Below are 22,262 nucleotides of genomic sequence, written 5' to 3' on the forward strand. Positions count from 1 at the left end.
GGGACATTAGACCGGGAACCTCATCCCGATCAGCTTGTAGGCAAGCCGCGCCGCGGTGAAGTCGGCGTGATGCAGCCCCGGTGAGGGCGCGAGCTCGACGAGGTCGCACGCGACCACGTTCGAGTGGCGGATCAACCTTTCGAGAAAACGGAGCGTCGGCCACCAGGCGCCGCCGCCGGGCTCGGGCGTGCCGGTCGCGGGGATGATCGCGGGGTCGAAGTAGTCGAGATCGATCGTGAGGTAGACCGGCTTCTCCTCGAGATCCTCGATGACGCGCTCGATCCAGTGGTCCGGCTCGAGCTCCCAGCCGTGGACGATGCGGTAGCCGGGGATCCCTGCCTTGATCCACTTCGCCTCGTCGACGCTGTAGTTCCTGATCCCGATCGCGACGAGCGGCACGCCGTAGTCGAGGCAGCGCGCCATCGCGCACGCGTGCGAGAAGCGGTCGCCCGCGTAGCTCTGCCGGAGATCGGCGTGGGCATCGAGCTGAACGACGACGAGGTCTTCGTTGCGCTTGGCCGCCGCAGCGACCGCCCCCGGCGTGATGGAGTGCTCCCCGCCGAGCATGACGACCCACTTGCCGGCGTCCATCAGCTCGCCCGTCTGCAGCTCGATGCGGCGGAGGACGTCTTCGGCCGATCCCGACACGTCGAGCGCGGGCGCGGTCCAGAGGCCGGCGTGGAACGGCTCGAAGCCGAGCTGCTCGTCGTAGAGCTCGACCTGCGCGGAGGCTCGGAGGATCGCGTCGGGGCCGCCACGCGTGCCGCCGCCGTAGGAGACCGTCGCCTCGTAGGGAACCGGCAGCACCGCCACGCCGGCGTCGTTGAAGGAAGCGGCGGCCTCGTCGCCGCCGAACGGAGGGACGCGCGTGTCGTCGTGGGTCATGCGCGCATCATAGACAAGGAACGGACGCGGGCCGGGGCTGCCTCCTCGAAAGTGCCCCGACCCGCGTCCGGCGGCGTGAAGGTTCCACCGGCAGCGGGGGTCCCGGACCCACCACCGGCGGGCGGGAGCGAACGCTCCCTTCCGCGATCGGCGACAAGGGCAACGACGATGCCAGCCGTTGCGCCGCGCCGCGTCGCGATTTCATCGTCCATCGATCGTCCACACCGTCCGCCGCTGCGTCCGGTTGGTACAATGCGCGCCCGCATGGCGAAGAAGGCGACGATTCAGGCGCGCTCCGCGCAGCTCGGTCTGTTCGAGGCGCCGATCGTCTCGGCGTCGCCGAAGAGCACGCCGAAGAGTGCGCCGGCGCCGGTCGCGGCGAAGAAGACGAAGGCCGAGCCCAAGGAGCGCCGCGAGGACGCGACCTCGATGGCGGCGCGCCAGCGCGACATCTCGATCTCCGAGTTCTTCACGAAGAACCGGCACCTCCTCGGCTTCGACAACCCGCAGAAGGCGCTCCTCACCGCGATCAAGGAGGCGGTCGACAACTCGCTCGACGCCTGCGAGGAGGCGGGTATCCTGCCGGAGCTGATCGTCGAGATCCAGGAGCTGGGGGAAGACCGGTTCCGGATCGCGGTCGAGGACAACGGCCCGGGGATCGTCCAGCAGCAGATCCCCAAGATCTTCGGCAAGCTCCTCTACGGCTCGAAGTTCCACCGCCTCAAGCAGCAGCGCGGCCAGCAGGGCATCGGGATCTCCGCTGCCGGCATGTACGGGATGCTCACGACCGGCAAGCCGGTCCGCGCGATCTCCAAGATCGGGCCGCGCAAGCCGGCCCACCTCTTCGAGATCGCGATCGACACGCAGAAGAACGCACCGGTCGTCCACAAGGACGTCGAGACCGAGTGGGACAAGGACCACGGCACCCGCGTCGAGATCGAGCTCGAGGCGACGTACAAGAAGGGGCGCCGCTCCGTCGACGATTACGTCGAGCAGACGGCGCTCGCGAACCCGCACGTCACGATGCGCTACGTGGCGCCAAAGGAAGACGTGAAGGTCTTCGAGCGGGTCACGCAAGAGCTTCCCGTCGCGTCGAAGGAGATCAAGCCGCACCCGTACGGGGTCGAGCTCGGCATCCTCCTCCGGATGGCGAAGGACAGCGCGTCGCGCTCGCTGCGCGGCATGCTCTCCGAGGACTTCTCGCGCGTCAGCTCCGGGGTCGCCGATCAGATCTGCAAGGAGGCGGGCTTGCGCCCCGACGCCGACCCGCGCCGCCTCTCGACCGCGCAGGTCGAGGCGCTCTTCCGCGCGGTGCCGAAGGTCAAGATCATGGCGCCGCCCACGGCGTGCCTCTCGCCGATCGGGCAGGAGCTCCTGGAGAAGGGTCTCCAGACTCGGGTCCCTTGCGACTTCGCGACCGCCGTGACGCGTCCGCCCTCGGTCTACCGCGGGAACCCGTTCCAGGTCGAGATCGGCCTCGCCTACGGCGGCCAGCTCCCGGCCGAGGAGCTGATGGAGCTCTACCGCTTCGCGAACCGCGTCCCCTTGCAGTACCAGCAGTCGGCGTGCGCGATCACGAAGGCGGCGACGTCGATCGACTGGCGGTCGTACGGGCTCCAGCAGTCGCGCGGCGCGCTCCCGGCCGGCCCGGCGGTCCTCTCCGTCCACATCGCGTCGGTGTGGGTGCCCTTCACCTCCGAGTCGAAGGAGGCGGTGGCGTCGTACCCCGAGATCGTGAAGGAGATCCGCCTCGGCCTGATGGAGGCCGGCCGCCGCCTCGGCGCCTTCGTCCGCCACCGCCGCCGCGTCGCCGACGAGGAGAAGAAGCGCTCCTACATCGAGAAGTACATCCCGCACATCGCGGACGGGCTCCAGCAGATCCTCGGCCTCTCGAACGCCCGCCGCAACAAGACGGTCGACGACCTCAAGGTCATCCTCGAGAAGACCCGCAAGATCTGAAGAACGAAGAGGGGACAGCTTCCGAAACTCGCAGCTCAGAGTTTCGGCAGCTGTCCCCTCTTCGCGTGAAGCCGGAAGACGAGGACGAAGTACCCCACGGCGAGCGAGGCACCGACGCACCACCAGGTGAGCGCGATCGCGAGGCCGGGGCGATCGTTCGCGGCGGACATCACCGTCAGCGACTGCGACGGGTCGATCGACGAGCGAAGGACGTCGGGGTAGAAGAGCGCCGCCGTCGCCGCCATGAGGCCGACGAGGAAGGCGCACGACCCGAGGAACGCACGCGTGTCGCGGGCACGACGGCTCGCGACGGCCGCGATCGTCAATCCCACCATCGCCAGCACGCCGCCGAGCCACGCGACGGGACGTGACCGCAGCGGCGCGAAGAAGTCCGGAGAGGCGAGCCTCGTCGCCGCGGTGACGAGCACCCACGCGACGGCAACCACCGGGAAGCCGCGCGTGGCGACGCGGCGCGCGCGAGATTGCAGCTCGCCGTCGCACTTCCACGCGAGGAACGCGGCGCCGTGCGTCGTGAGCGCGACGAGCGCGAAGAGGCCGGTCGCGACCGTGTACCAGTCGAGGATGCCGACGGGGTTCCTCGCGGTCCAATCGGTGAAGAGTGCGAGCGAGAACCAGCCGCGCTCGTCGATCGGCACGCCGCGCACGAGGTTCCCGAGCGCCGCGCCGAGGAGGACGGCGAGGGCGGCGCTGGCGGCCGAGAAGACGACGTCCCAGAACGAGCGCCACAGCGGCGCCGCGACGTGGTTGCGGAACTCGATCGAGATCCCGCGCAGGATCAGCGTCCACAGCACGAGGAAGATCGCGAAGTAGAAGCCGGAGAGCCCGGCGGCGAGCGCCTTCGGGAAGGCGACGAGGAGCGTGCCCCCGGCGACCAGGAGGCAGACCTCGTTCCCGTCCCAGTACGGCCCGATCGCGGCGAGGATCCTCCCCCGCTCTTCGCCGTCCCGTCCCGCGACGAAGTGCAGCGCGCCCGCCCCGAGGTCGAACCCGTCGAGCACGACGTACGCCGTGAGCATGAGCGCCACGATCGCGAACCAGATCTCAATCATGCGGGCCGTGCGCGATCTCGCGTCCCACGAGCGCGACGAAGAGGAGGCCGAGGGCGAGGTAGAGGCCGCAGAACCCGATGAGGGTGAAGAGCGCGGTGCCGGAGGTCACCTCCGGGCTCGAGGCGTCGGCGGTCCTGAGGAGCTCGTAGACGACCCACGGCTGCCGGCCCAGCTCGGCGGTCATCCAGCCCGCGGTGTTCGCGATGTAGGGGAACGGGAACGCGAGCATGAGCGCCCAGAGGAGCGGACGCGTGGTGACGAGGCGCCCGCGCCAGGCGAAGAGGGTGGCCGCGCCCATGAGAGCGATGAAGATCGTGCCGAGGCCGACCATGACGTGGAAGGCGTAGTAGAGCAGCTCGATGTTGTCGGGCCAGCTCGACTCCGGGAACGCGTCGAGCCCCTGGACCTCGCTCTCGAAGGTGCCGTACGCGAGGAAGCTCAGCGCCCACGGGATGTGGATCGCGTTGTCGAGGCGGCGCGCGGGCACGTTCGGCTGACCGATCACGGCGATGCCAGCGCGGGGGCCGCTCTCGAAACGACCCTCCATCGCGGCGAGCGCGACCGGCTGATAACGCGCGACGAGCTTCGCCTGGCGGTCGCCGGTCGGGAAGGCGACGAGGAGGCTCGCGACGAGACCGGAGACGACACCCACACGCAGGAAGCGCGCGGCCGCGCCCTGGTGGCGCCCGGCGAGCGTGTAGTACGCGCCGACCGCGGCGACGACGAACGAGCCGGTGACGACCGCCGCGATCATGTTGTGCGCGTACGCCGCGATCGCCCAAGGGTTCAGCAGGAACTCACCGAAGCGCGCGAGGTGGAGCGCGCCGTCGGAGCCGACCTCGTGGCCGGCGGGGTGCTGCATGAAGCTGTTCGTCGCGATGATGAAGTAACCCGAGAGCCAGCTCCCGATCCACAGCGCGATCGCGACCGCGTAGTGGCCCTTCCGACCGAGCCGCTCCTCGCCGAAGAGGAGCAGGCTCAGGAACGACGACTCGAGGAAGAAGGCGAAGAGCCCCTCCATCGCCAGCGTGTGGCCGACGACCGGCCCGGCGTAGGACGCGAACCGGGCCCAGTTCGTCCCGAACTGGAACTCCATCGGGATGCCGGTGACGACCCCCATCGCGAAGTTGAGGCCGAAGATCCGGATCCAGAACCGCGCCGCGTCGTTCCAGGCGTCGCCCCCGGGCCGGAGGCCCATCGTCTTCATGACGGCGATGAGGAGCGCGAGGCCCATCGTGAGCTGCGGGAAGAGGTAGTGGTAGACGAGGGTGAATGCGAATTGGAGGCGGTGCCAGAAGAGCGCGTCGCCGCCGCTCATGAGCCGGAGTATACACTTGGGAGGACGGCATTTTTCGAGGGATGGACGACGGTGGCAAGGACGAGGCATCACGGCGAAGACGGCGACGGGACCGCGGCCGGAACGCGATCGCCCTCGGCGCCGCGTTTGGCGGACGGGATTCGCGAGGCGATCCTGCGCGGAGTCTACCCGTCGGGCGTGAAGCTCCGGCAGGAAGAGCTGGCCGCGCGGCTCGGCTGCAGCGTCATCCCGCTCCGGGAAGCGCTCCACACGCTCGCCTCCGAGGGCCTCGTGGAGTTCCTTCCCAATCGCGGCGCGCGCGTCAAGCCGATCTCGTCGCGCGAGCTCCGGGAGATGGCCGAGGTGCGCTCGACGCTCGCCGCCGCCGCCATGAAGCGCGCGTCGTCGAAGATCACGCCGGCGGTCGTCGCGCAGGCGCGCGCCATCGTCGAGAAGATGGACCGCGCCCGCGATCCCCTCGCCCAGGTCCGCCTCTACGCGGATTTCCACGAGGTGATCCTCGCGCCGGCCGACCGGCCCTACCTCGTGGCGACGATCCGCGGGATCATCCTCTCGGGGCTTCGTTACATGCCGGTGTGGATGCAGGCGTGGGAGGCGTCTGGCATCCAAGAGGCGCCAGGCTTCGGCCCCGTCATCGACGCGCTCGAGAGGAAGGACCTGAAGAGCGCGATCCGCCTCCTCGCGAAAACGTGGGAAGCGCAGGAAGAGCTGCTGGCCTCGTTCCTCGAAAAGCGCGAACGGAAATAAGGGGACAGCTACCGAATTTCCTCACGGCTCTTCGGCGGCGAGACGCTCCCAGGTCGCGTAGAGCTCCGTGAGACGATCCGCGATCTCGACCTTCTCGCGGCCGATCTCGCGCGCACGCTCCGGATCGCGGTAGAGATCGGGGTCGGCCTGGAGCGTGTCGATCGCGCGGGTGCGCGTCTCCAGGCGATCGATCTCGCTCTCGACCGGGCCGATCTTCTCCTCGTGTGACTTGCGAAGCCGGTAGCGGCGGTTGCGCTCCTCGGCCTCTTGGCGCTTCGCGTCCTTCTTGGGATCGGCCTTCTTCGCTTCCTCGACCATCGCGGTTTCGGCCGGCACATGACGCTCGAGGAAGGTGTCGTAGTCGCCCGGGAAGACGACGGCGGCGCCGCCGCCGACCTCCGCGATCGTCGTCGCGACGCGGTTGATGAAGTACCGGTCGTGCGAGATGACGACGAGGGCGCCTTCGTACTCGTCGAGGGCGTCTTCCAGGACCTCGCGGCTCGCGAGGTCGAGGTGGTTCGTCGGCTCGTCGAGGAGGAGGAGGTTCGACGGGCGGATGAGGAGGCGCGCGAGCGCGAGACGCGCCTTCTCACCTCCCGAGAGCACGCCGACCTTCTTGTCCACGTCGTCGCCGGAGAACAGGAAGCTGCCGAGGAGGGTGCGCAGGCGCTGGCGCTGACCTGCCTCGGCGACCTGCTCCAGCGTCTCGATGAGGGTGAGCGACGGATCGAGCGCCTCGAGCTGATGCTGCGCGTAGTACTGGAGCGTGACGTTGTGGCCGATCTCGAGGAGGCCGCCGTCGGGCGCGACGCGGCCCGCCGCCATCTTGAGGAGCGTCGACTTCCCCGCCCCATTCGGCCCGACGAGAGCGACCCGCTCCGCGCGGCGGAGGAGGAGGTCGAGCGAGGTGAAGACGGCGTTGTCGCCGTACGCCTTCGTCACGCTCTCGGCGCGCAGCACGATGTCGCCCGAGCGCGGCGCCGGCGGAAAGCCGAAGCGCACCTTCTTCGTGCGGCTCGGCGCATCGATGCGCTCGATCTTCTCGAGCGCCTTGACGCGCGACTGGACCTGCTTCGCCTTCGTGTTCTTGTAGCGGAAACGCTCGATGAAGCGCTCGACCTTCGCGATCTCGCGCGCCTGATGCTTTGCGGCCTGCTCTTGCGCGGCGAGCCTCGCCTCGCGCTCGAGGAGATAGTCGTCGTAGCCGCCCGGGAACTCCGTGAGGCGCCCGCGGTCCAGCTCGACGATCTCCTTGACCATGCGGTTCAGGAAGTAGCGGTCGTGGGAGACGACGAGGAACGCGCCGCGCCAGCCGTCGAGGAACCGCTCGAGCCAATCGATCGCCTCGAGGTCGAGGTGGTTCGTCGGCTCGTCCAGGAGAAGGAGATCGGGCTCGGCGAGGAGGAGCCGCGCGAGCGCGACACGCATCCTCCACCCGCCCGACAGGAGCGCGAGCGGCTCGTCGAACCGCTCCACCGGCACGCGAAGCCCGCTCAGGATAGCGCGGGCGCGCGTCTCGACCTCGTCGCCGCCGATCGCCTCGAAGCGATGCCGGAGATCGCCGTAGGCCGTCGCGAGGCGCTCGCTTTCGCTCCCCGCCTCCGCCATCCGCCGCTCGAGGTCGGCGAGCGCGGCCTCCATCCGGCGGAGCTCGGCGAAGCCGCCCTGCACCGTCTCGAGGACGGTCCCGTCGCCGACCGTCTCGACTTCCTGGGGGAGGTAGCCGATGCGGACCGTGCCCGCCCGGTGGATCGCGCCGGCGTCGGGGAGGTCCTCCTCGGCGATGAGACGGAGGAGCGTCGTCTTCCCCGCGCCGTTCGGCCCGACGAGTCCGTAGCGCGCCTCCTTCGGGATCAGCCAGGACAGGCCGTCGAAGACGATACGCGCCCCGAACCGCCTTTGAATGCGGTCGAGATGGATCATCCCTTCTGCCAGAGATCGCGGAAGAGTCGCGCGGAGTCCGGCGCGAATCCCGCGTAGTGATTGTTGAAATACGCGAGCACCGTTCCGCGTCCGTGCACGCGGAGCTGGCGCGCCCAGCGCGCCATCTCGGACGACTTGTCGGCGGCGAGGGCGCTCCACGCGCCGGCGCGTCCCGCGCTCTCCTGGAGCGACGCGACGTGGGCGTCCATCTTCTTGTGGTCGCCGATGAAGCGGACGTACGCCGTCTCGGTCGTGAGCAGGCCGTCCTGCGCGAAGAGGCGCTCCGGCTGCGGCATCGTGTAGTAGGCCGAGAGCGCGAGCGTGACCCCGTGCGCGCGCAAGAGGTCGAGGAGCGCAGGCCCGACCCACGTCGCGTTGCGCACCTCGACGGCGAGCGCCCGCTCGCGCGGCCACAGCTCGAGGAACGCGCCGAGCCGCGCGCGGAACGACGCCCCGGTCGCGTACTCGTCGGGGTCCTTTCCCTTGGCGACGTAGGCGAACTGCGCGAGGACCGGCCCCAGGCGGTCGCCGAGATGTCCCATCACGTCGACGAATTCCTGGACCTGGGCTCCGCAATCGACGAGCCCGCGCTCGTGGGTGATCTCCTGGGGCATCTTCGCCGCGAAGACGAACCCCGGAGGCAGCCGATCGCGCCAGCCGTCGACCGTCTTCGCCGAGGGGCACCGGTAGAACGTCGCGTCGCACTCCACCGTGTCGAATTCGTTTGCGTAATGCGCGAGAAACGAGGCCGGCACCGAGCCCTCGGGGTAGAACGGCCCGACCCAGTCGGCGGACGACCAGGACGACGTGCCGATGCGAAGCGACGCTTGGGACATGGCGCTCCTGGCCCCCGGGAAACCGGGAATTATATTCCGCGGGGATGCGTGCCTCACGGTCCCTCCTCGTCCTCGGCCTCGGCCTCGGCCTGCTCGGCACAGGCGGCGTCCGCGCGGAGACCCTCGAATACGCGATCGAGGTCAAGGACGGGCAGCCGGCGACCTTCGAGGTTCCGTTCGCGGTCCCTTACGTCGGCACCGTCGTTCTCGACGCGCAGTGGACCGGGCCGCGCCTCCTGTTTTTCGGCGTGGACCTTCCCGGTCATCCCGGTTTCGGCCGGCGCTCGGGACCGTCGCCGCAGCGCGTCCAGTTCCAGGCGACCGACCCCGATGTCGTGAACCACACCGGGTTCCGTCTGACGATCAAGGCGCTTCCCGCGCGCGGGGAAGCGACGGGCCGTCTCAAGATCACCGTGCCTGATTCGCCCGAGGTCGTCGCCGCGCGCGAGGCGATCCTCCATCCGCCTCCGCCCCCTCCCCCGCCGCCGCCGGCGTGGACGCTCGCGAAGGCGGCGCCCGCGAACGCGTCGGCCGACATGGCGGCGCTCTTCCGTGCCGTGGAGACCTACCGCGCGGGCGTTCTGGCCAACGGTGAGCACCCCGTCGACGACTGCCGGTGGCAGATCGATTTCCTGATCGACGCGACGGCGATGCGCGACCGGCTCGCGGCCGGCGGCGCGCCTCCCGACGTGCCCGCGCTCCGCTACTTCGGACGCATCACCGATGTCATCGGCTCGGTCGAGTCGCTGCGCTCGTCCAAGGACCCCATCCTCGCCGGCCCCGTGCCGGGCGACGTGAACGACCGGCGCGCGTGGCTCGTCGCCCGCTACGAGCTGACGCGCCCGATCGAGCGCTCCCTCGATCAGCTCGGCGAGCTCTTGAAGGGCGGGCACGCGCCGAGCCTGGAGAAGACCGTCTGGGTGCCGCGCCTCACCGCGTGCGTGATGGCCTCCGAGCGCTACTTCGACGAGCGTGTGAAGCTCGGGTCGGACGAGGACGCGTCGAACCGCGAGCTCACCCGCGCCCAGTGGCCGCATATCCAGTCGGCATCGGCGGTCCTGCGCGCGCTCGCCCCCTGGCTCCGCGAGCCCGAGGCCTCCCCGCGCTGAATTCCTCCGCGATTTGACGGTCCTCGCGTGGTCTCCTAAGGTGCGTGGGATGAAATCGAAGGTTGCGATCCTCCGTGTCTCCCCCGACCGCGTGCTCGATCAGATCGACCGGCTCTGCACGCTGGGCGGGATGCGCGAGGCGCTCGCACCGGGCAAGACCACGATCCTCAAGGACAACATCTCGTGGCATTTCCCCTTTCCCGCCGCGAACACGACCCCGTGGCAGCTCGAGGGAACGATCCGGGCGCTTCGCGCCGCGGGGCTGAACGATCAGGTCTGCGTCCAGAACCAGACGGTCGTCACCGACGCGTTCAAGGGCGAGGATCTCAATCACTACGTTCCCGTGTTGAATTCCTACGGCGTGCCGATCCGCTACAACTTCCGGCCGGCCGACATGACGTGGGTCCGCTACACGCCGAAGGCGAAGCTCCACGTCCTCGACACGATCTTCCCCGAAGGCATTCACATCCCCGACTTCTTCTTCGGTAAGAACATCGTCCACCTGCCGACGGTGAAGTGCCACATCTACACGACGACGACCGGCGCCATGAAGAACGCATTCGGCGGCCTCCTCCACAACCACCGTCACTACACGCATTCGTGGATCCACCGCACGCTCGTCGACCTGCTCGCGATCCAGAAGGAGATCCACAGCGGGATCTTCGCCGTGATGGACGGTACGACCGCCGGCAACGGCCCGGGACCGCGCACGATGTACCCCGAGGTCAAGAACGTGATGCTCGCGTCGGCGGATCAGACCGCGATCGACGCCGTCGCCGCCAAGCTCATGGGGTTCGACCCGCTCTCGATCGAGTACATCCGGGTCGCCCACGAGGACGGCCTCGGTGTCGGCGACCCGCGCGAGATCGAGATCGTCGGGGACGCGGAGGTCGCGCAGGAGTCGTGGGGCTTCAAGGTCGGCGACAACGGGGCGTCGCTCGTCGGCGACCTCCTCTGGTTCTCGCCGCTCAAGCGCTTCCAGAAGCTCTTCTTCCGTACCCCCCTCGTGAACCTCTTCATCTTCGGATCGGAGAGCTACCACGACTACTACCGCTGGCCGCTCAAGGATCGAAAGATCTTCGAGGAGTGGCGGGTCGGCACGCCCTGGGGCGCCTTGTTCGACCGCTATGGAAAAGAGTCGATAGTCGGTAGTCAGTAGTTACTTCCCGTCTCCTCTTACATTCCCGTAATCGCCGCGCTCGAAGAAGTGCCTAGGCAAAACTTGCACTTCTAATATCCATTCCTAGATTTTTTGACAATGTGGAATGGGCCGACAAGGACGACCTGGTTCGTCGCGGCGTGCGCTTCGCGCTCGTCGTGGCGATCGTCGTGGCGAGCGCGCGCGTGACGCGCGCTCAGGTCCTCACGACGATCACGCTCGACGGGAACATGGCGGACTGGGCGCCGATCCTCTCGGACCCGAATCAGAAATCGATCGACGGTCCCGCGCCGGGCGCCGGTGTGGATCGCGACGCACCGGTCGGCTCGACGGGGCGTGACCTCACAGGGTTCGCGTGGACGTGGGATTCGACCTATCTCTACTTCTACGTCTCCCGCGCCGCCTCGGACAGCAACCGGCAGCGCTTCTGGTACTACCTCGACACGAACGAAGACAACCGGATGGCGACCGGCGAGTACGTCGTCGGCGTGAGCTGGCAGGGCAGCAACCGCAGCACCGACATCGAGCTCTACCGCTACAACGCGGTCGCCGCAGGCGCGGGCGACTCGCTCGGCGACGCGAACGGATTCGCCGACGGCTACGACATGCCCGGCTCCGTCACGTCGCTCGGCATCGTCGAGTCCGGAACGTTCGGCGCCGCCAACGGCGTCGAGATGGAATCGCGCATCGCGTGGTCGCGTCTCGGCGTCGCCGCGGGAACGCCGGTGCGCTTCCACGTCGCGGCCTCGAACGGCACCAACATTCCCATGAGCGTCCAGGACAACATGGGCGGTCCGGGCGGGCTCGTCGGCACGACCCGCATCGTCGGCGTACGGCTCGACCCCGATCGCGCGATCACCACGATCTCGCCCGGCCAGGCGATCGCGGCGCACGTCGCGACCAACCTCGGATCGAACACCGACACGATCAATTTCTCGTGGACGGTCTCCGGCGCGCTCGTGCCGACGTCGGTCGTGCTGCGCGCCGACACGAACGGGAACGGCGTCCTCGACGCCGGCGAGCCGCTGCTCACCGACACCGACGGCGACGGGCGCGTCGACACCGGCGCGCTCGCGAAGAACGCCAATTTCTCGATCCTCGCGGTCGCGACCATCCCCGGGGCCCAGCCCGACGGGCGCTCGTGCACGCTGACGATCACCGCGTCGTCGAGCAAGAAGCCCTCGATCACCGATCCCGCGACCGACACGATCACGATCGCGACGCCGTCCGTCACGCTCGTCAAGTCGGTCGATCGCGCCACCGCGAAGCCGGGCGACGTGCTCACGTACTCGATCACCTACACCGGAGGCGGGAGCGCGAGCGCGCTCGCCGTCACCGTCACCGATCCGGTTCCCGCGCAGGTCGCGTACGTCGCCGGCTCGGCGTCGGGCGCGGGCACCACGATCACCTACAGCCACGACGGCGGCACGACGTACGACGCCTCCGACGCGGCACCGGTCACGAACATCAAGTGGGTCAGGACATCGCCGCTTGCGCCCGGGGGGTCGGGCACGGCGTCGTTTCGAGCGGCGGTCCGCTAGCCGCTCCGTCATTTCCAAGAGGGAGAACGAACGATGAGGAGCAAGGGAAGAACCATGACGGCGCTCGCCGCTCTGGGGCTCGCCGTCGCGGCCTACGCGTCGGTGCCCAAGGTCGAGGTGACCGTCCAGGCGCAGAAGGAAGTCGTCAGGACCGACGCGTCCGGCAAGAAAGCGGTCGAGCTGAAGCCGGCCGAAGAGGCGGCGGCGGGCGACACGATTCTCTACACGCTGCGGGCGAGCAACACCGGCACCGGCCCCGCGATGAGCCCGAAGATCGAGGACCCGATCCCCGTCGGAACGGTCCTCGTGCTCGATTCGGTCGCCAAGGACGGCTACGCCATCGAGGCGAGCCTCGACGGCGGGAAGACCTGGCAGACGTTCCCCGCCACGGTCACCCGCACGAACACTAAGGGCATGTCCGAGACCGTCCCGGCTCCCGCGGAGACCTACACCACGTTGCGTTGGGTCCTGAACGGCCCGCTCCAGCCGGGTGACGGCAAGGACGTGTCGTTCAAGGTCCGCATTCGATAACCGGAGGAGAAGACCATGACTGTCCGCTCGAGCATTGTCCTTCGCCTGACCGTCCTGGCCTTCGCCGGTGCGGTCCTGGCCACTCCGTCGTGGGCGATCGGGACGCGCGCCACCACGGCGATCACCAACCAGGCCCACGTGACCTTCCAGGACACGAACGGCAACCCGCTGTCCCAGAACTCGAACACCGTGACGACGATCGTCAGCCAGGTCGGCGGCGTCGACGTCGCGCCGAACAACGGCCCGATCACCCTGGCCCCGGGCACGACGCACTACTTCCCGCACACCGTGACGAACACCGGTAACTACGACGACTACGCGAACCTCACCGCGGTCTCGGCAGGCGCGTGGCCGGTCGCCATCTATCGCGACGTCAACAACAACGGGACCTACGAGGCCGGCACCGACGTCCTCCTCACGGACAGCCCCGGCGACCCGGACAGCATCCCCGATTCGGGGCTCCTCGCGAACGACGGGCTCATGCACATCCTCATCGCGGTCACGGTACCGGCGGGCACTCCCGACGGCACCGGCGACGTCACGACGACGACGGGCGTCTCCGTCTTCGACGGGACGAAGAACGACACGGCGACCGACACGATCAACGTGACCTCGCCGAACGTCTCGGTCGTGAAGTCGGTCGCGCCGGTCGGCAACCAGCCGCCCGGAACGGTCCTGACCTACACGGTCGTCGTGACGAACAACGGCACGAGCGCGGCGTCGAACGTGATCCTGACCGATCCGATCCCGGCGAACACGACGTACAACGCCGGCACGATCACGTACAACGCGGCGGCGCGGACGGACGGCGCCGACGCGGACAACGCGGACTACAACGTGACGAACGCCGGGCAGATCACGGTGAACGTCGGCACGCTCGCCGCGAGCGGCGGGACGGCGACCGTGACCTTCCGGGTCCACATCAACTGATCGATCGATAGCCAGCTCTCGTCGCGGGGCGGGGTGCGCTCGTGCGCCCCCGCCCCGCGGCGTCCGTTTCACACATCGTCGCGGACGGGGTCCGTCGGGGGGACCGTCCGCACTCCTCGGAGTCGCCGAAGCCGTGACTGCAGGACCCGTTCGCCCTCCCGATGCCGCCGGCTCCCTTCATTGGGACGCGCGCGCGGGCGTCTGCGCGCGGACTCTGTTCCGCGCGTGCGCGACGGCTCTCGTCCTGCTGCTCGCCTTCCCCGCCCTCGCCGCGACGGCGCCGGGGACCTCGATCGTCAACACGGCGCATGTGCGCGCCGACTCGACCGACGTGACCTCGAACACCGTCGCGACGACGGTGGCGACCCTGACGGCATTCGACCCTCTGCGCCTCTCCGTGTCGCCCGCCGGCGCCGTCGCCCCGGGCACGCTGCTCACCTACACCGTGACCGCGGTGAACAACAGCGGCGTCGACCTGCCCGACGCGACGATCCGCCTGCCGTTCGACACCGACCTCGTCGATCCCTCGTTCCCCGCGGGAGGTGGCGCCGCGGGAAGTCCTCCGGCGACGGGGAGCTGGGACCCGGCCTCGCGCACCGCCATCTGGACGGCCGGAGCGGTCCTTCGAGGCGCCACCGTGACCGTGAAGATCACCGCGCGCGTCCGGCCCGACGCGACGACCGACGACGCCGTCGACGAGACCGCCGAGGCGACGTCGTCCCTCGCCGCCGGTCCGCTCGCGAGCAACGCGGTCCACACGCCGATCGTCTCGCCGCTCCTGCGCGTCACGAAGATCGCCGACCGCTCCACGGTCGCGCCCGGGGACGGCGTCGGCTTCGAGCTGACGGTGACGCACACCGGCACCGCGACGCCGCTCGCGTCGGTCGTGGCGATCGACCGCCTGCCGGCCGCGCTGCGCTACGTCGCCGGGACCGCCCGCCTCGACGGCAACGCCGCGCCCGATCCGTCGATCGGCGGCGACGGGGTCACGCTGCGGTTCGCGCTCCCCGACATGGCGCCGGGCGATACGCACGTGCTCCGCCTCGGCGCGCGCGTCGGGCCGACCGCGGCCGAGGGCGAGATCGTGAACCAGGCGCACGGCGAGGCGGTGACCCAGGGCGGGAACGCCCTCGTTAGCGCCACCGCCTCGGCGGCGGTGCGCGTCATCCCGGGACCGTTCCAGCAAGAGGCCGCGGTGGTGGGCCGCGTCTTCGTCGACGACGACGGCGACGGCCGGCCGGGAGACGGCGAGCCCGGCGTCCCCGGCGTTCTCGTCGTCTTCGAAGATGGCCGCGGCGCGGTCACGGACGTCTCGGGGCGCTGGCACCTCGAGGGCGTGAGGCCGGGCCTGCACGTCGTGCGAATCGATCCGGGGTCGCTGCCACCGCCGCTCGCCCCGGCGTGCGGCGGCGGCGATTGGGCCGGCGGCTGCGACAGCCGCTACCTCGAGACCCGCGCCGCCGGGCTCGTGATCGCCGACTTCCCGGTGAAGCCGGGACACGTGCCGCGCTGCACCGTCGCGAGCGGCCACGGACGTCTCGTCGTGCCGCTCGTCTCCCTCGATCCGGCGGGGCCCGCGGGATCGGCGCGCGCGCACGCCGTTCTCGAGGCGGCCGCCGCGTACGTCGTCGACCAGGGCGAGACCTTCCCGGGCTCGGTCACCCTCGTGTGCGAGGGCGATCACCCCGAGATCACTTCGTGGCAGGAGACACTCCGCGGACTCGTCGCCCAGCGCGCGAACGCGGCTCCCGATCCCGCCGTCCACGGCCTGCAGAGGCTCGAGCCTCAGCCGACGGCTGCGGCGACGTCACCGCCGGAAGCGCCGAAGGATCCGCTGGAAGACTTGGTGCGCAAGGCGCCCGCGGCCGCGGCGATCGCGTTCCCGCCGGACGGCGCGCGCGCGCCGCGCGAGTTCACGAACGTCGAGGTCGTCTACCCGCTGGGGTCGCGGCTCGATCTCACCGTGAACGGCAGCCTCGTCCCGATGGATCTCGTCGGCGCGACGTCCACGCTGCCCGCGCGACAGATCTCCGCCTCGCGCTTCGTCGGCGTGCGCTTGAGGCCGGGCGTGAACGTCCTCGAGCTCCGCGCGTCGCCGCCGGGCGCCGATCCCGCCTCGATCGAGCCGGTGCGCACGACCGTTTACCTGCCGGGCGCGACCGTCGCGCTCGAGGTCGCGGCCGCGGAATCCCGCTGCGTCGCCGACGGCGTGACGCCGTGCACCGTCCGCATCCAGGGTCTCGACGACGGCGGCATGCGCTCGGGGGACGAGCCGCTCGTCACCGTCGTCGTCGAGGGCGCGCACGCGCTCGACGCCGACGCCGACCCGCGCGCCGAGGGGCTCCAGGTGCGGATGACGCAGGGGCTCGCCGTCGTGCGCCTGGCGCCGCCCTCGACGCCGGGGCGGATCCGCGTCTTCGCGCAGATCGAGCGAACGACGGCCGAAGCGTTCGTCGACGCGGTTCCGGCCGGCGGCGGCTGGCGCGTCGCCGGGCTCGCCGAAGGCCATCTCGCCGGCGACGCCGGTGTCGAAGGCGACGGCGGACTCCCGCCGGGCGTCCAGGACAACATCTCGGACTCCGGCGGACGGCTCGCCCTCTTTGCGCAGGGACCCGTCCTCGATCAATCGCACCTCACGGTCGCGATCGACACCGCGCGGAAGCACGACGACTACCGCCTCTTCGACCGCTTCCGCCCGGACGCCTTCTTCCCCGTCTACGGCGACACCGGCCCCACGCTCGACGCGGCGGCGCGGCAGGGCCCGCTCTTCGTCCGCTTCGACGGCCCCGCCGGCTTCGTCGCGGCGGGCGACTTCGAGACCGGGTTCACGCACACGGAGCTGGCGCGCTACGACCGCCGCCTCACCGGCGCCTGGGGACGCGCGGGGAACGACCGCGTTTCCGTCGAAGCGTTCGCGGCCGACACCGGCCAGCAGGCGATCCGCGACACCTTCTCGCCCGACGGCACCTCGGGTCCGTACCTGCTGAGCCGGCGGCCGGTCGTCGCGTACTCGCAGACCGTCATCTTCGAGGTCCGCGATCGCTGGCGGCCGGACCAAGTCCTCCGGCGGATCGTGAAGCAACCCGACCTCGACTACGCGCTCGACCCCGAGGCGGGAACGATCCTCTTCCGTGGCCCGGTGAGCCCGTTCGATCCCGACCTGAACCCGATCGACGTCGTCGTCCTCTACGAGGCGCGGACGGGAAGCTCCGACCAGATCGCGGCCGGCGCACGGCTCGTCGCGCATCCCACCCCCGACATCGACGCCGGCGCCACCGCCGTCCACGAGGGCCACGCCGGCTCCGATCTCGACATGGTCGGCGTCGACGTCGTCTGGCGCGCGCGGCCCGGAACCACGATCGCCGCGGAGTCGGCGGCGACCCGTCAGGCCGACGACACCGCCGTCGCCTATCGCTTCGACGCGACCTCGCAACCGAACGACGCCTTCCGCTGGGAGGCGCACTACCACGACATCCCCGCCGGCTTCGCGAACCCGTCGTTCCTCTCCGCCGCGGACACGGGCGGACAGCGGGCGTCGATCCTCGCCGGCTGGCAATCGAAGGGACCGTGGCGCGTCAAGGGCGAGGCGCTCTGGCAGGACGATCAGGTCAACCATCTCGAGCGCACGTCGGGCGCCGTCGGCTTCGAGCGGCACACCGACGTCCTCACCTTCAGCGGAGCCGTCCGCGGCGTCTCCTTCGACAACGCGGGCGTTTCCGACAGCTCGCTCCTCCTCGAAGCCGGCGTGAAGGGCAAGCTCGCGCCGCGCTGGACCGGCGAGCTGTTCCGCGCCCAGAACATCGCGGGCACGATCACCCCCGGATATCCGGATCGCACGGCCATCGGCGTGTCGTGGGAGATCAAGGACGGCCGGCGCTTCGTCCTCCGTCACGAGATCGAATCGGGCGGCGACTTCCCCACGCACAACCGCACCGTCGCCGGCCTCGAGAGCCGCATCGGCGCGAACACGCGCGCGCTCGTGAACTACACGCTCGAGGGAGGCGCCGCGGGCACCGCGCTCCGCGCGTCGAGCGGCGTCGAGACCGTGCTCCCGCTGACGCCGGTCAGCTCGCTCACCGCATCGGCCGCCGTCGTCGACACGTCGCGCGGCGACGGCACCGCCGACTTCGTCGCCCTCGCGGGGGGCTACGAGTACCGCGCCGGCACGTCGCTCGTCTCGACGCGGTATGAGGTCAACTTCAACCACGTCGACGTCCGACATCTGCTCACCGCCGGCGGCGCCTTCCGTCTCTCGGACCCGTGGACGCTCTTCGTCCGCGAGCAGGTCTTCCTGAGCGATCCCAGCACGGGTTCGGCCTCCGCGCGCGCCGAAGGGCTCTTCGGCACCGCCTATCGCCCGCTCACGGGCCCGTTCCAGTTCCTGTTCCGCCTCGACAACACGATCGCCGGCGGCAGTCCGATCACCGCGGGCGGCGTAACGCCGGGCGGCGTCGCCTCACAGCCCGCGGCGTCGCTGGCGACACCGCCGCGCGACCCCGGCGAGCCCGGCCTCGGCACCGATTACGCTCGTTACGGCGCCTTCGCGACGCGCGACAGCGTCGCCTTCAACTTCGCCGCCGGCTTCCGCATCGACGCGCGCAACCGTCTCGCCTCGACCCTCGTCTTCAAGCACGCGGGCCCGGAGGCCGACACCGGCATTCCCGGCTCGACGACGTGGCTCCTCTCGCTCCACTACACCGCGTGGGTGAAGGAGCGCTGGACCGTCGGCGCGAGCGCGCGGCAGTTCACCGTGCACGAGACCGGCCTGACCTCGTACGGCGAGGGCGTCGAGCTCGGCTACCTCGCGATCAAGAACCTGTGGGTGACCGGCGGCTACAACTTCGCCGGCTTCAAGGACACCAACTTCTCGTCCGCCGAGCGCACCGAGAGCGGGCCGTTCCTCTCGCTCCGCTTCAAGTTCGACGAGAAGAGCCTGGCGTCGATCAAGGACTTGAGGCTCGACAAGCCGTGATCTCACTCCGGCATCGAAGTGCCCCAGTAGTTCGCGTCGAAGAACGGGGCGTAGTCCTTGCCGGAGAGGACGCGGAGAAGGTCCGCGACCAGCTTGGTCGAGCCCGCCTTGCCGTGCAGCGTCTTCTGGTACGACTTCAGGAACGTCAGGAACTTCTCGTCGCCCAGCTCCTCGTGCAGTCGTGTCAGCAGCCACGGACCCTTCGCGTAGAGCAGGCCGAATCGGTCCTCGAAGCCCGTCGTGGGATCCTTCCACGAGATCCGGTTCGCGAGCGCGATCGGGGCGACTCGCGTGGCGTTCTTCGCCCGCAGCTTCCAGGTCGCCTTCAAGTTGTCGAATACCCCCTTGCCTTGCGCGCGCTTGATCATGAGTCCAGCGGAGTACTCCGCGAACGACTCGGACAGCCACGTCTCCTCCGGACCGGGCCATCGCAGGGCGTGTCCCCACCACTGGTGCGCGATCTCGTGCGCGAACCGCTCGTTGACGCCCTGCGTGTAGAAATGTGCGATGTCCGGCGGTAGCGCTCGCTCGAACGCTTCGTTCGTGATGAGCATCATCCCGAGCGGCGCCTGTCCCCAGCCGAGGTCGTTCACCTGCACGATGTTGAGCTCCGGGACCGGGAACGGACCCAGGAAGCGCTGCATGTGATCGATCATCGCGAACGCAAGCTCGGAGAGCTGCTCCTGCGAGCGGGCGTTTTTCCCGGCATACGTGGCGACGCGCACGGTCAGCCCGTCGCGGCTCGTCTCGTTCACTTGGTAGTTCCCGGCGATGACCGCGACGAGACCGCTCGCAAGCTCCGAGCGAACCTCGAGGACGTTGTCGTCGCCGTCCTCGCTGCGCTTCACCGTCGAGCCGGAGGCCAGCGCACGGAACGGCTTCTTGACCCGGATGACGCCGTGGGTCGTGTACTGCCGCCCCGCGAACGGCGGCTGAGGAAACAGCTCTTCTCCTTCCAGGATCCAGTAGTTGTCGCCGCCGGGTCGAACGAGATAGTCGCCTTCGATGCGGAACACGACCGTCACCGGCCGGTCCTTCGCGGCTGCGCGGCCGAGATCGACGAGGAGCCTCGAGTTCTCCTGCGCGAAGGCAAGCGGCGCTCCTTGCGCATCCGCCACGGACGCCACGTGGTAGTGCCGCTCGGTCGAGTTTCCGGGTCCCGACCGGACGAGGATCGGCCCTGGGATCTCGAACTTCAGGACGCGAAGCCGTTCCCTGGCCGGCACGATCGTCGTGCGCGCGACGATCGACACGAAATCTCCGGAGGTCGCCGTCAGCTCGTAGTCGGCTGCGGTCATGAGGAACGCCGGGGCGGCCGGTGCACGACGATCTCTTCCGATCGGCTGCTCCGAGAGCGTCGTCGAGCGCGGCCACTTGCGCCGCGCATCGTCGTCGGTTTGTGGCGCGCCGAGGATCTCCAGGGACTCCGACCGCTCGTCGACGGCGTCGTAGGTGTAGACGAGCGGCCCGTCGCCACCGCCGATTTCGACGCGCACCGTCGGCGGCGTCACGCCGTCGAGCATCGCAGCACCCACCAGACGAGCCGTCGATCCGCCGTCGTACTTCTCGAATGCGCCGCTGTGATCCCGGAAGCGATTCCGGATGGCCTCGACCGGCGGAGAGGCTCCGTCCCCCGCGAGAGGCGGAGCCTCACCCGATGTCGCCCACAGAATCGTCGCCGCGGTGCCGTCGATCGCGACGCCGCCCTCGACGTCCGCGACGTCGACGCGCCCCTCGGTCTTCGCATTGAATCGGAGAACCGGGTACTCGACGGGATCGTGGGAGACGTATCGAAATTTCGCGTTGCCCGCATAGAACCAGCCGGCCTTCGCTGACCCCAGGATGAGAGGACACACGGTGCCACCGGCGAGCTGGATCTCGAAGTTGCCTTGGGCAAGGCGACCCGTGGGCACCACGACGCACGACTCACCGAGGCTCGCCTCGGAGAGGGACGACGGCGATGACGCTGGCGGCGCGTCCGCGAGCGCGGCCGAAGCGCACGAGCAGACGATGAGATGGACCACGGCACGGTTCGCGACACGCATGAACGCCCCCTGAAAGACGGTTGGCGTTATTGTGCGCTGACCGGGGCCCCGAGTAGCGGGCTATCTGGACTCAGACCGAGAAAACGCGCCCCTCCGGCCTCAGCGTGCGCGACTCGTTCTCGTAGAGGTAGGCCTCGATCGCGTGGCGGTCCTGAGGGCCGAACTTCTCGAACTCGAGGCCCATGCCGCTCGAGGGGACGGTGCGGACGACGCGACCGATGACGTGGACGTTCCCCTGGGACGTGGGGAGCGGGAACGAGAGCGCGCAGCGCATGCCGATGTCGATGGGAGCCGGCGTGCTCACGAAGAGGCCCGAAGGCGAGAGGTCCTGCGAGTAGCCCAGGAGAAGCGGCGACGAACCGTCGAGATAGACGGGCGTGCGCAGCGGCACGCGCGGGCGGCGCGTGTAGCACCACACGCGGTTGCGGCCGAGGGCGCGCGCCTCTTTCAACGCCTCGTGCGCGCGGCTCAGGAGGTCGGTCTCATTGTCGGCGTCGGTCGGGTAGGACGCGGCGCCGAGCGAGAGCGTCACGCCGAAGGTGACGTCCGGGTCCCACAGCGCGGTGAAGCGGGTGCGCTCGACGTTCGAGCGGAGGCGCGCGGCGATCTGGCGCGCGCTGCCGCGGCCGAGGCCGGGGAGGATCACGGCGAAGTCGTCGTCCTCGACGCGGGCGACGAGGTCGCCGTCGCGCACGATCGCGCGGAGGACGCCGGCCAGCTTGCGGAGCACGTTGGTCGCAGCCTCGCGCCCGTGCGCGTCGACGACCTTGCGGAGATGATCGACGTCGGCGACGACGACGGCGAGCGGACGGCCGGTCGACGACGCTTCGCGCATCTCGACGCCGAGGCGCTCGAGGAACGTCTCGCGCGCGGCGAGGCCGGTCAGCGGGTCGCGGCCCGCCGAGCTGGGGCGCTCGGATTCGGCGCGTGAGACGACACGCAACACCGACACGGTGTAGCGGTTCGGGGCGGCGGCGCTCTGGGTGACCGTCGCTTCCACGTCGATGACGTGGCCGTCGCGACCGAGGAGGGCCATCTCGACCGAGTCTCGGGCCGCGGCCGGATCGAAGGCGCCGTCGGCGAGGAGGCGCGCGCCCGCGAGGCGGCCCACGACGTCGGCCGCCGTCCAGCCGGTCAGACGCTCCATGTCGCCGTCGAACCCGACGATCGTGCCCTTGACGTCGATGAGGAAGGAACCGCCGGCCTGAGCTCGCTCGTGACGCATCGCACCCCCCGA

General features: G+C 69.8%; 15 protein-coding genes. 8 read left to right on the top strand and 7 right to left on the bottom strand.

Annotated features, from left to right (window positions below):
• Nucleotides 1–6: 6 nt before the first annotated feature.
• The gene (gene speB / locus VFV19_00860; protein HEX4822840.1) at nucleotides 7–885 is read right to left on the bottom strand and encodes an agmatinase; all 879 of its coding nucleotides are present in this window, start codon (nucleotides 883–885) and stop codon (nucleotides 7–9) included.
• 264 nt (nucleotides 886–1,149) lie between these two features.
• Between speB and VFV19_00865 the strand changes: the two genes are divergently transcribed.
• On the top strand, nucleotides 1,150–2,844 hold the full coding sequence (locus VFV19_00865; GenBank protein ID HEX4822841.1) for a DNA topoisomerase VI subunit B: 1,695 nt from the start codon (nucleotides 1,150–1,152) through the stop codon (nucleotides 2,842–2,844).
• 35 nt (nucleotides 2,845–2,879) lie between these two features.
• Here the strand turns inward: VFV19_00865 and cydB are convergent, their stop codons facing one another.
• Together cydB and VFV19_00875 are read right to left on the bottom strand one after the other, a co-directional pair.
• Complete coding sequence (gene cydB / locus VFV19_00870) at nucleotides 2,880–3,914, bottom strand: cytochrome d ubiquinol oxidase subunit II (GenBank protein ID HEX4822842.1); 1,035 nt, start codon at nucleotides 3,912–3,914, stop codon at nucleotides 2,880–2,882.
• The gene (locus tag VFV19_00875) at nucleotides 3,907–5,232 is read right to left on the bottom strand and encodes a cytochrome ubiquinol oxidase subunit I (protein HEX4822843.1); all 1,326 of its coding nucleotides are present in this window, start codon (nucleotides 5,230–5,232) and stop codon (nucleotides 3,907–3,909) included. The genes cydB and VFV19_00875 overlap by 8 nt, the downstream gene beginning before the upstream one ends.
• Before the next feature lie 51 nt (nucleotides 5,233–5,283).
• Between VFV19_00875 and VFV19_00880 the strand changes: the two genes are divergently transcribed.
• Entirely contained in the window at nucleotides 5,284–5,979 is a 696-nt protein-coding gene (locus tag VFV19_00880; GenBank protein ID HEX4822844.1) for a GntR family transcriptional regulator, read from the top strand.
• 21 nt (nucleotides 5,980–6,000) lie between these two features.
• Here the strand turns inward: VFV19_00880 and VFV19_00885 are convergent, their stop codons facing one another.
• Together VFV19_00885 and VFV19_00890 are read right to left on the bottom strand one after the other, a co-directional pair.
• A complete protein-coding gene (locus VFV19_00885; protein ID HEX4822845.1) occupies nucleotides 6,001–7,902 on the bottom strand; it encodes an ABC-F family ATP-binding cassette domain-containing protein in 1,902 nt (633 codons plus the stop codon).
• Nucleotides 7,899–8,738 (bottom strand): DUF72 domain-containing protein, encoded by an 840-nt coding sequence (locus VFV19_00890; protein ID HEX4822846.1) that lies wholly within the window; start codon nucleotides 8,736–8,738, stop codon nucleotides 7,899–7,901. The genes VFV19_00885 and VFV19_00890 overlap by 4 nt, the downstream gene beginning before the upstream one ends.
• Before the next feature lie 44 nt (nucleotides 8,739–8,782).
• Between VFV19_00890 and VFV19_00895 the strand changes: the two genes are divergently transcribed.
• The 6 genes from VFV19_00895 (at nucleotide 8,783) to VFV19_00920 (ending at nucleotide 18,980) form a co-directional block, all read left to right on the top strand.
• Nucleotides 8,783–9,847: a hypothetical protein gene (locus VFV19_00895; GenBank protein ID HEX4822847.1), complete on the top strand. Its 1,065-nt coding sequence runs from the start codon at nucleotides 8,783–8,785 to the stop codon at nucleotides 9,845–9,847.
• A 49-nt stretch (nucleotides 9,848–9,896) separates the two neighbouring features.
• A complete protein-coding gene (locus VFV19_00900) occupies nucleotides 9,897–11,006 on the top strand; it encodes a DUF362 domain-containing protein (GenBank protein HEX4822848.1) in 1,110 nt (369 codons plus the stop codon).
• A gap of 101 nt (nucleotides 11,007–11,107) precedes the next feature.
• Nucleotides 11,108–12,547, top strand: coding sequence for a hypothetical protein (locus VFV19_00905; protein HEX4822849.1), 1,440 nt, complete (start codon nucleotides 11,108–11,110; stop codon nucleotides 12,545–12,547).
• Between the two features lie 33 nt (nucleotides 12,548–12,580).
• On the top strand, nucleotides 12,581–13,078 hold the full coding sequence (locus VFV19_00910; protein ID HEX4822850.1) for a hypothetical protein: 498 nt from the start codon (nucleotides 12,581–12,583) through the stop codon (nucleotides 13,076–13,078).
• A gap of 15 nt (nucleotides 13,079–13,093) precedes the next feature.
• Nucleotides 13,094–14,008 (top strand): hypothetical protein, encoded by a 915-nt coding sequence (locus VFV19_00915; GenBank protein HEX4822851.1) that lies wholly within the window; start codon nucleotides 13,094–13,096, stop codon nucleotides 14,006–14,008.
• A gap of 133 nt (nucleotides 14,009–14,141) precedes the next feature.
• A complete protein-coding gene (locus tag VFV19_00920; GenBank protein ID HEX4822852.1) occupies nucleotides 14,142–18,980 on the top strand; it encodes a hypothetical protein in 4,839 nt (1,612 codons plus the stop codon).
• 2 nt (nucleotides 18,981–18,982) lie between these two features.
• On the opposite strand, the gene VFV19_00925 is transcribed toward VFV19_00920, so the two are convergent.
• Both VFV19_00925 and VFV19_00930 read right to left on the bottom strand, forming a co-directional pair.
• A complete protein-coding gene (locus tag VFV19_00925; GenBank protein HEX4822853.1) occupies nucleotides 18,983–21,025 on the bottom strand; it encodes a M1 family aminopeptidase in 2,043 nt (680 codons plus the stop codon).
• 70 nt (nucleotides 21,026–21,095) lie between these two features.
• Nucleotides 21,096–22,250, bottom strand: a complete 1,155-nt coding sequence (locus VFV19_00930; protein HEX4822854.1) for a diguanylate cyclase — start codon at nucleotides 22,248–22,250, stop codon at nucleotides 21,096–21,098.
• Between the last annotated feature and the right edge of the window lie 12 nt (nucleotides 22,251–22,262).

Source organism: Candidatus Polarisedimenticolaceae bacterium (assembly GCA_036275915.1).
Lineage (GTDB): Bacteria > Acidobacteriota > Polarisedimenticolia > Polarisedimenticolales > DASRJG01 > DASRJG01.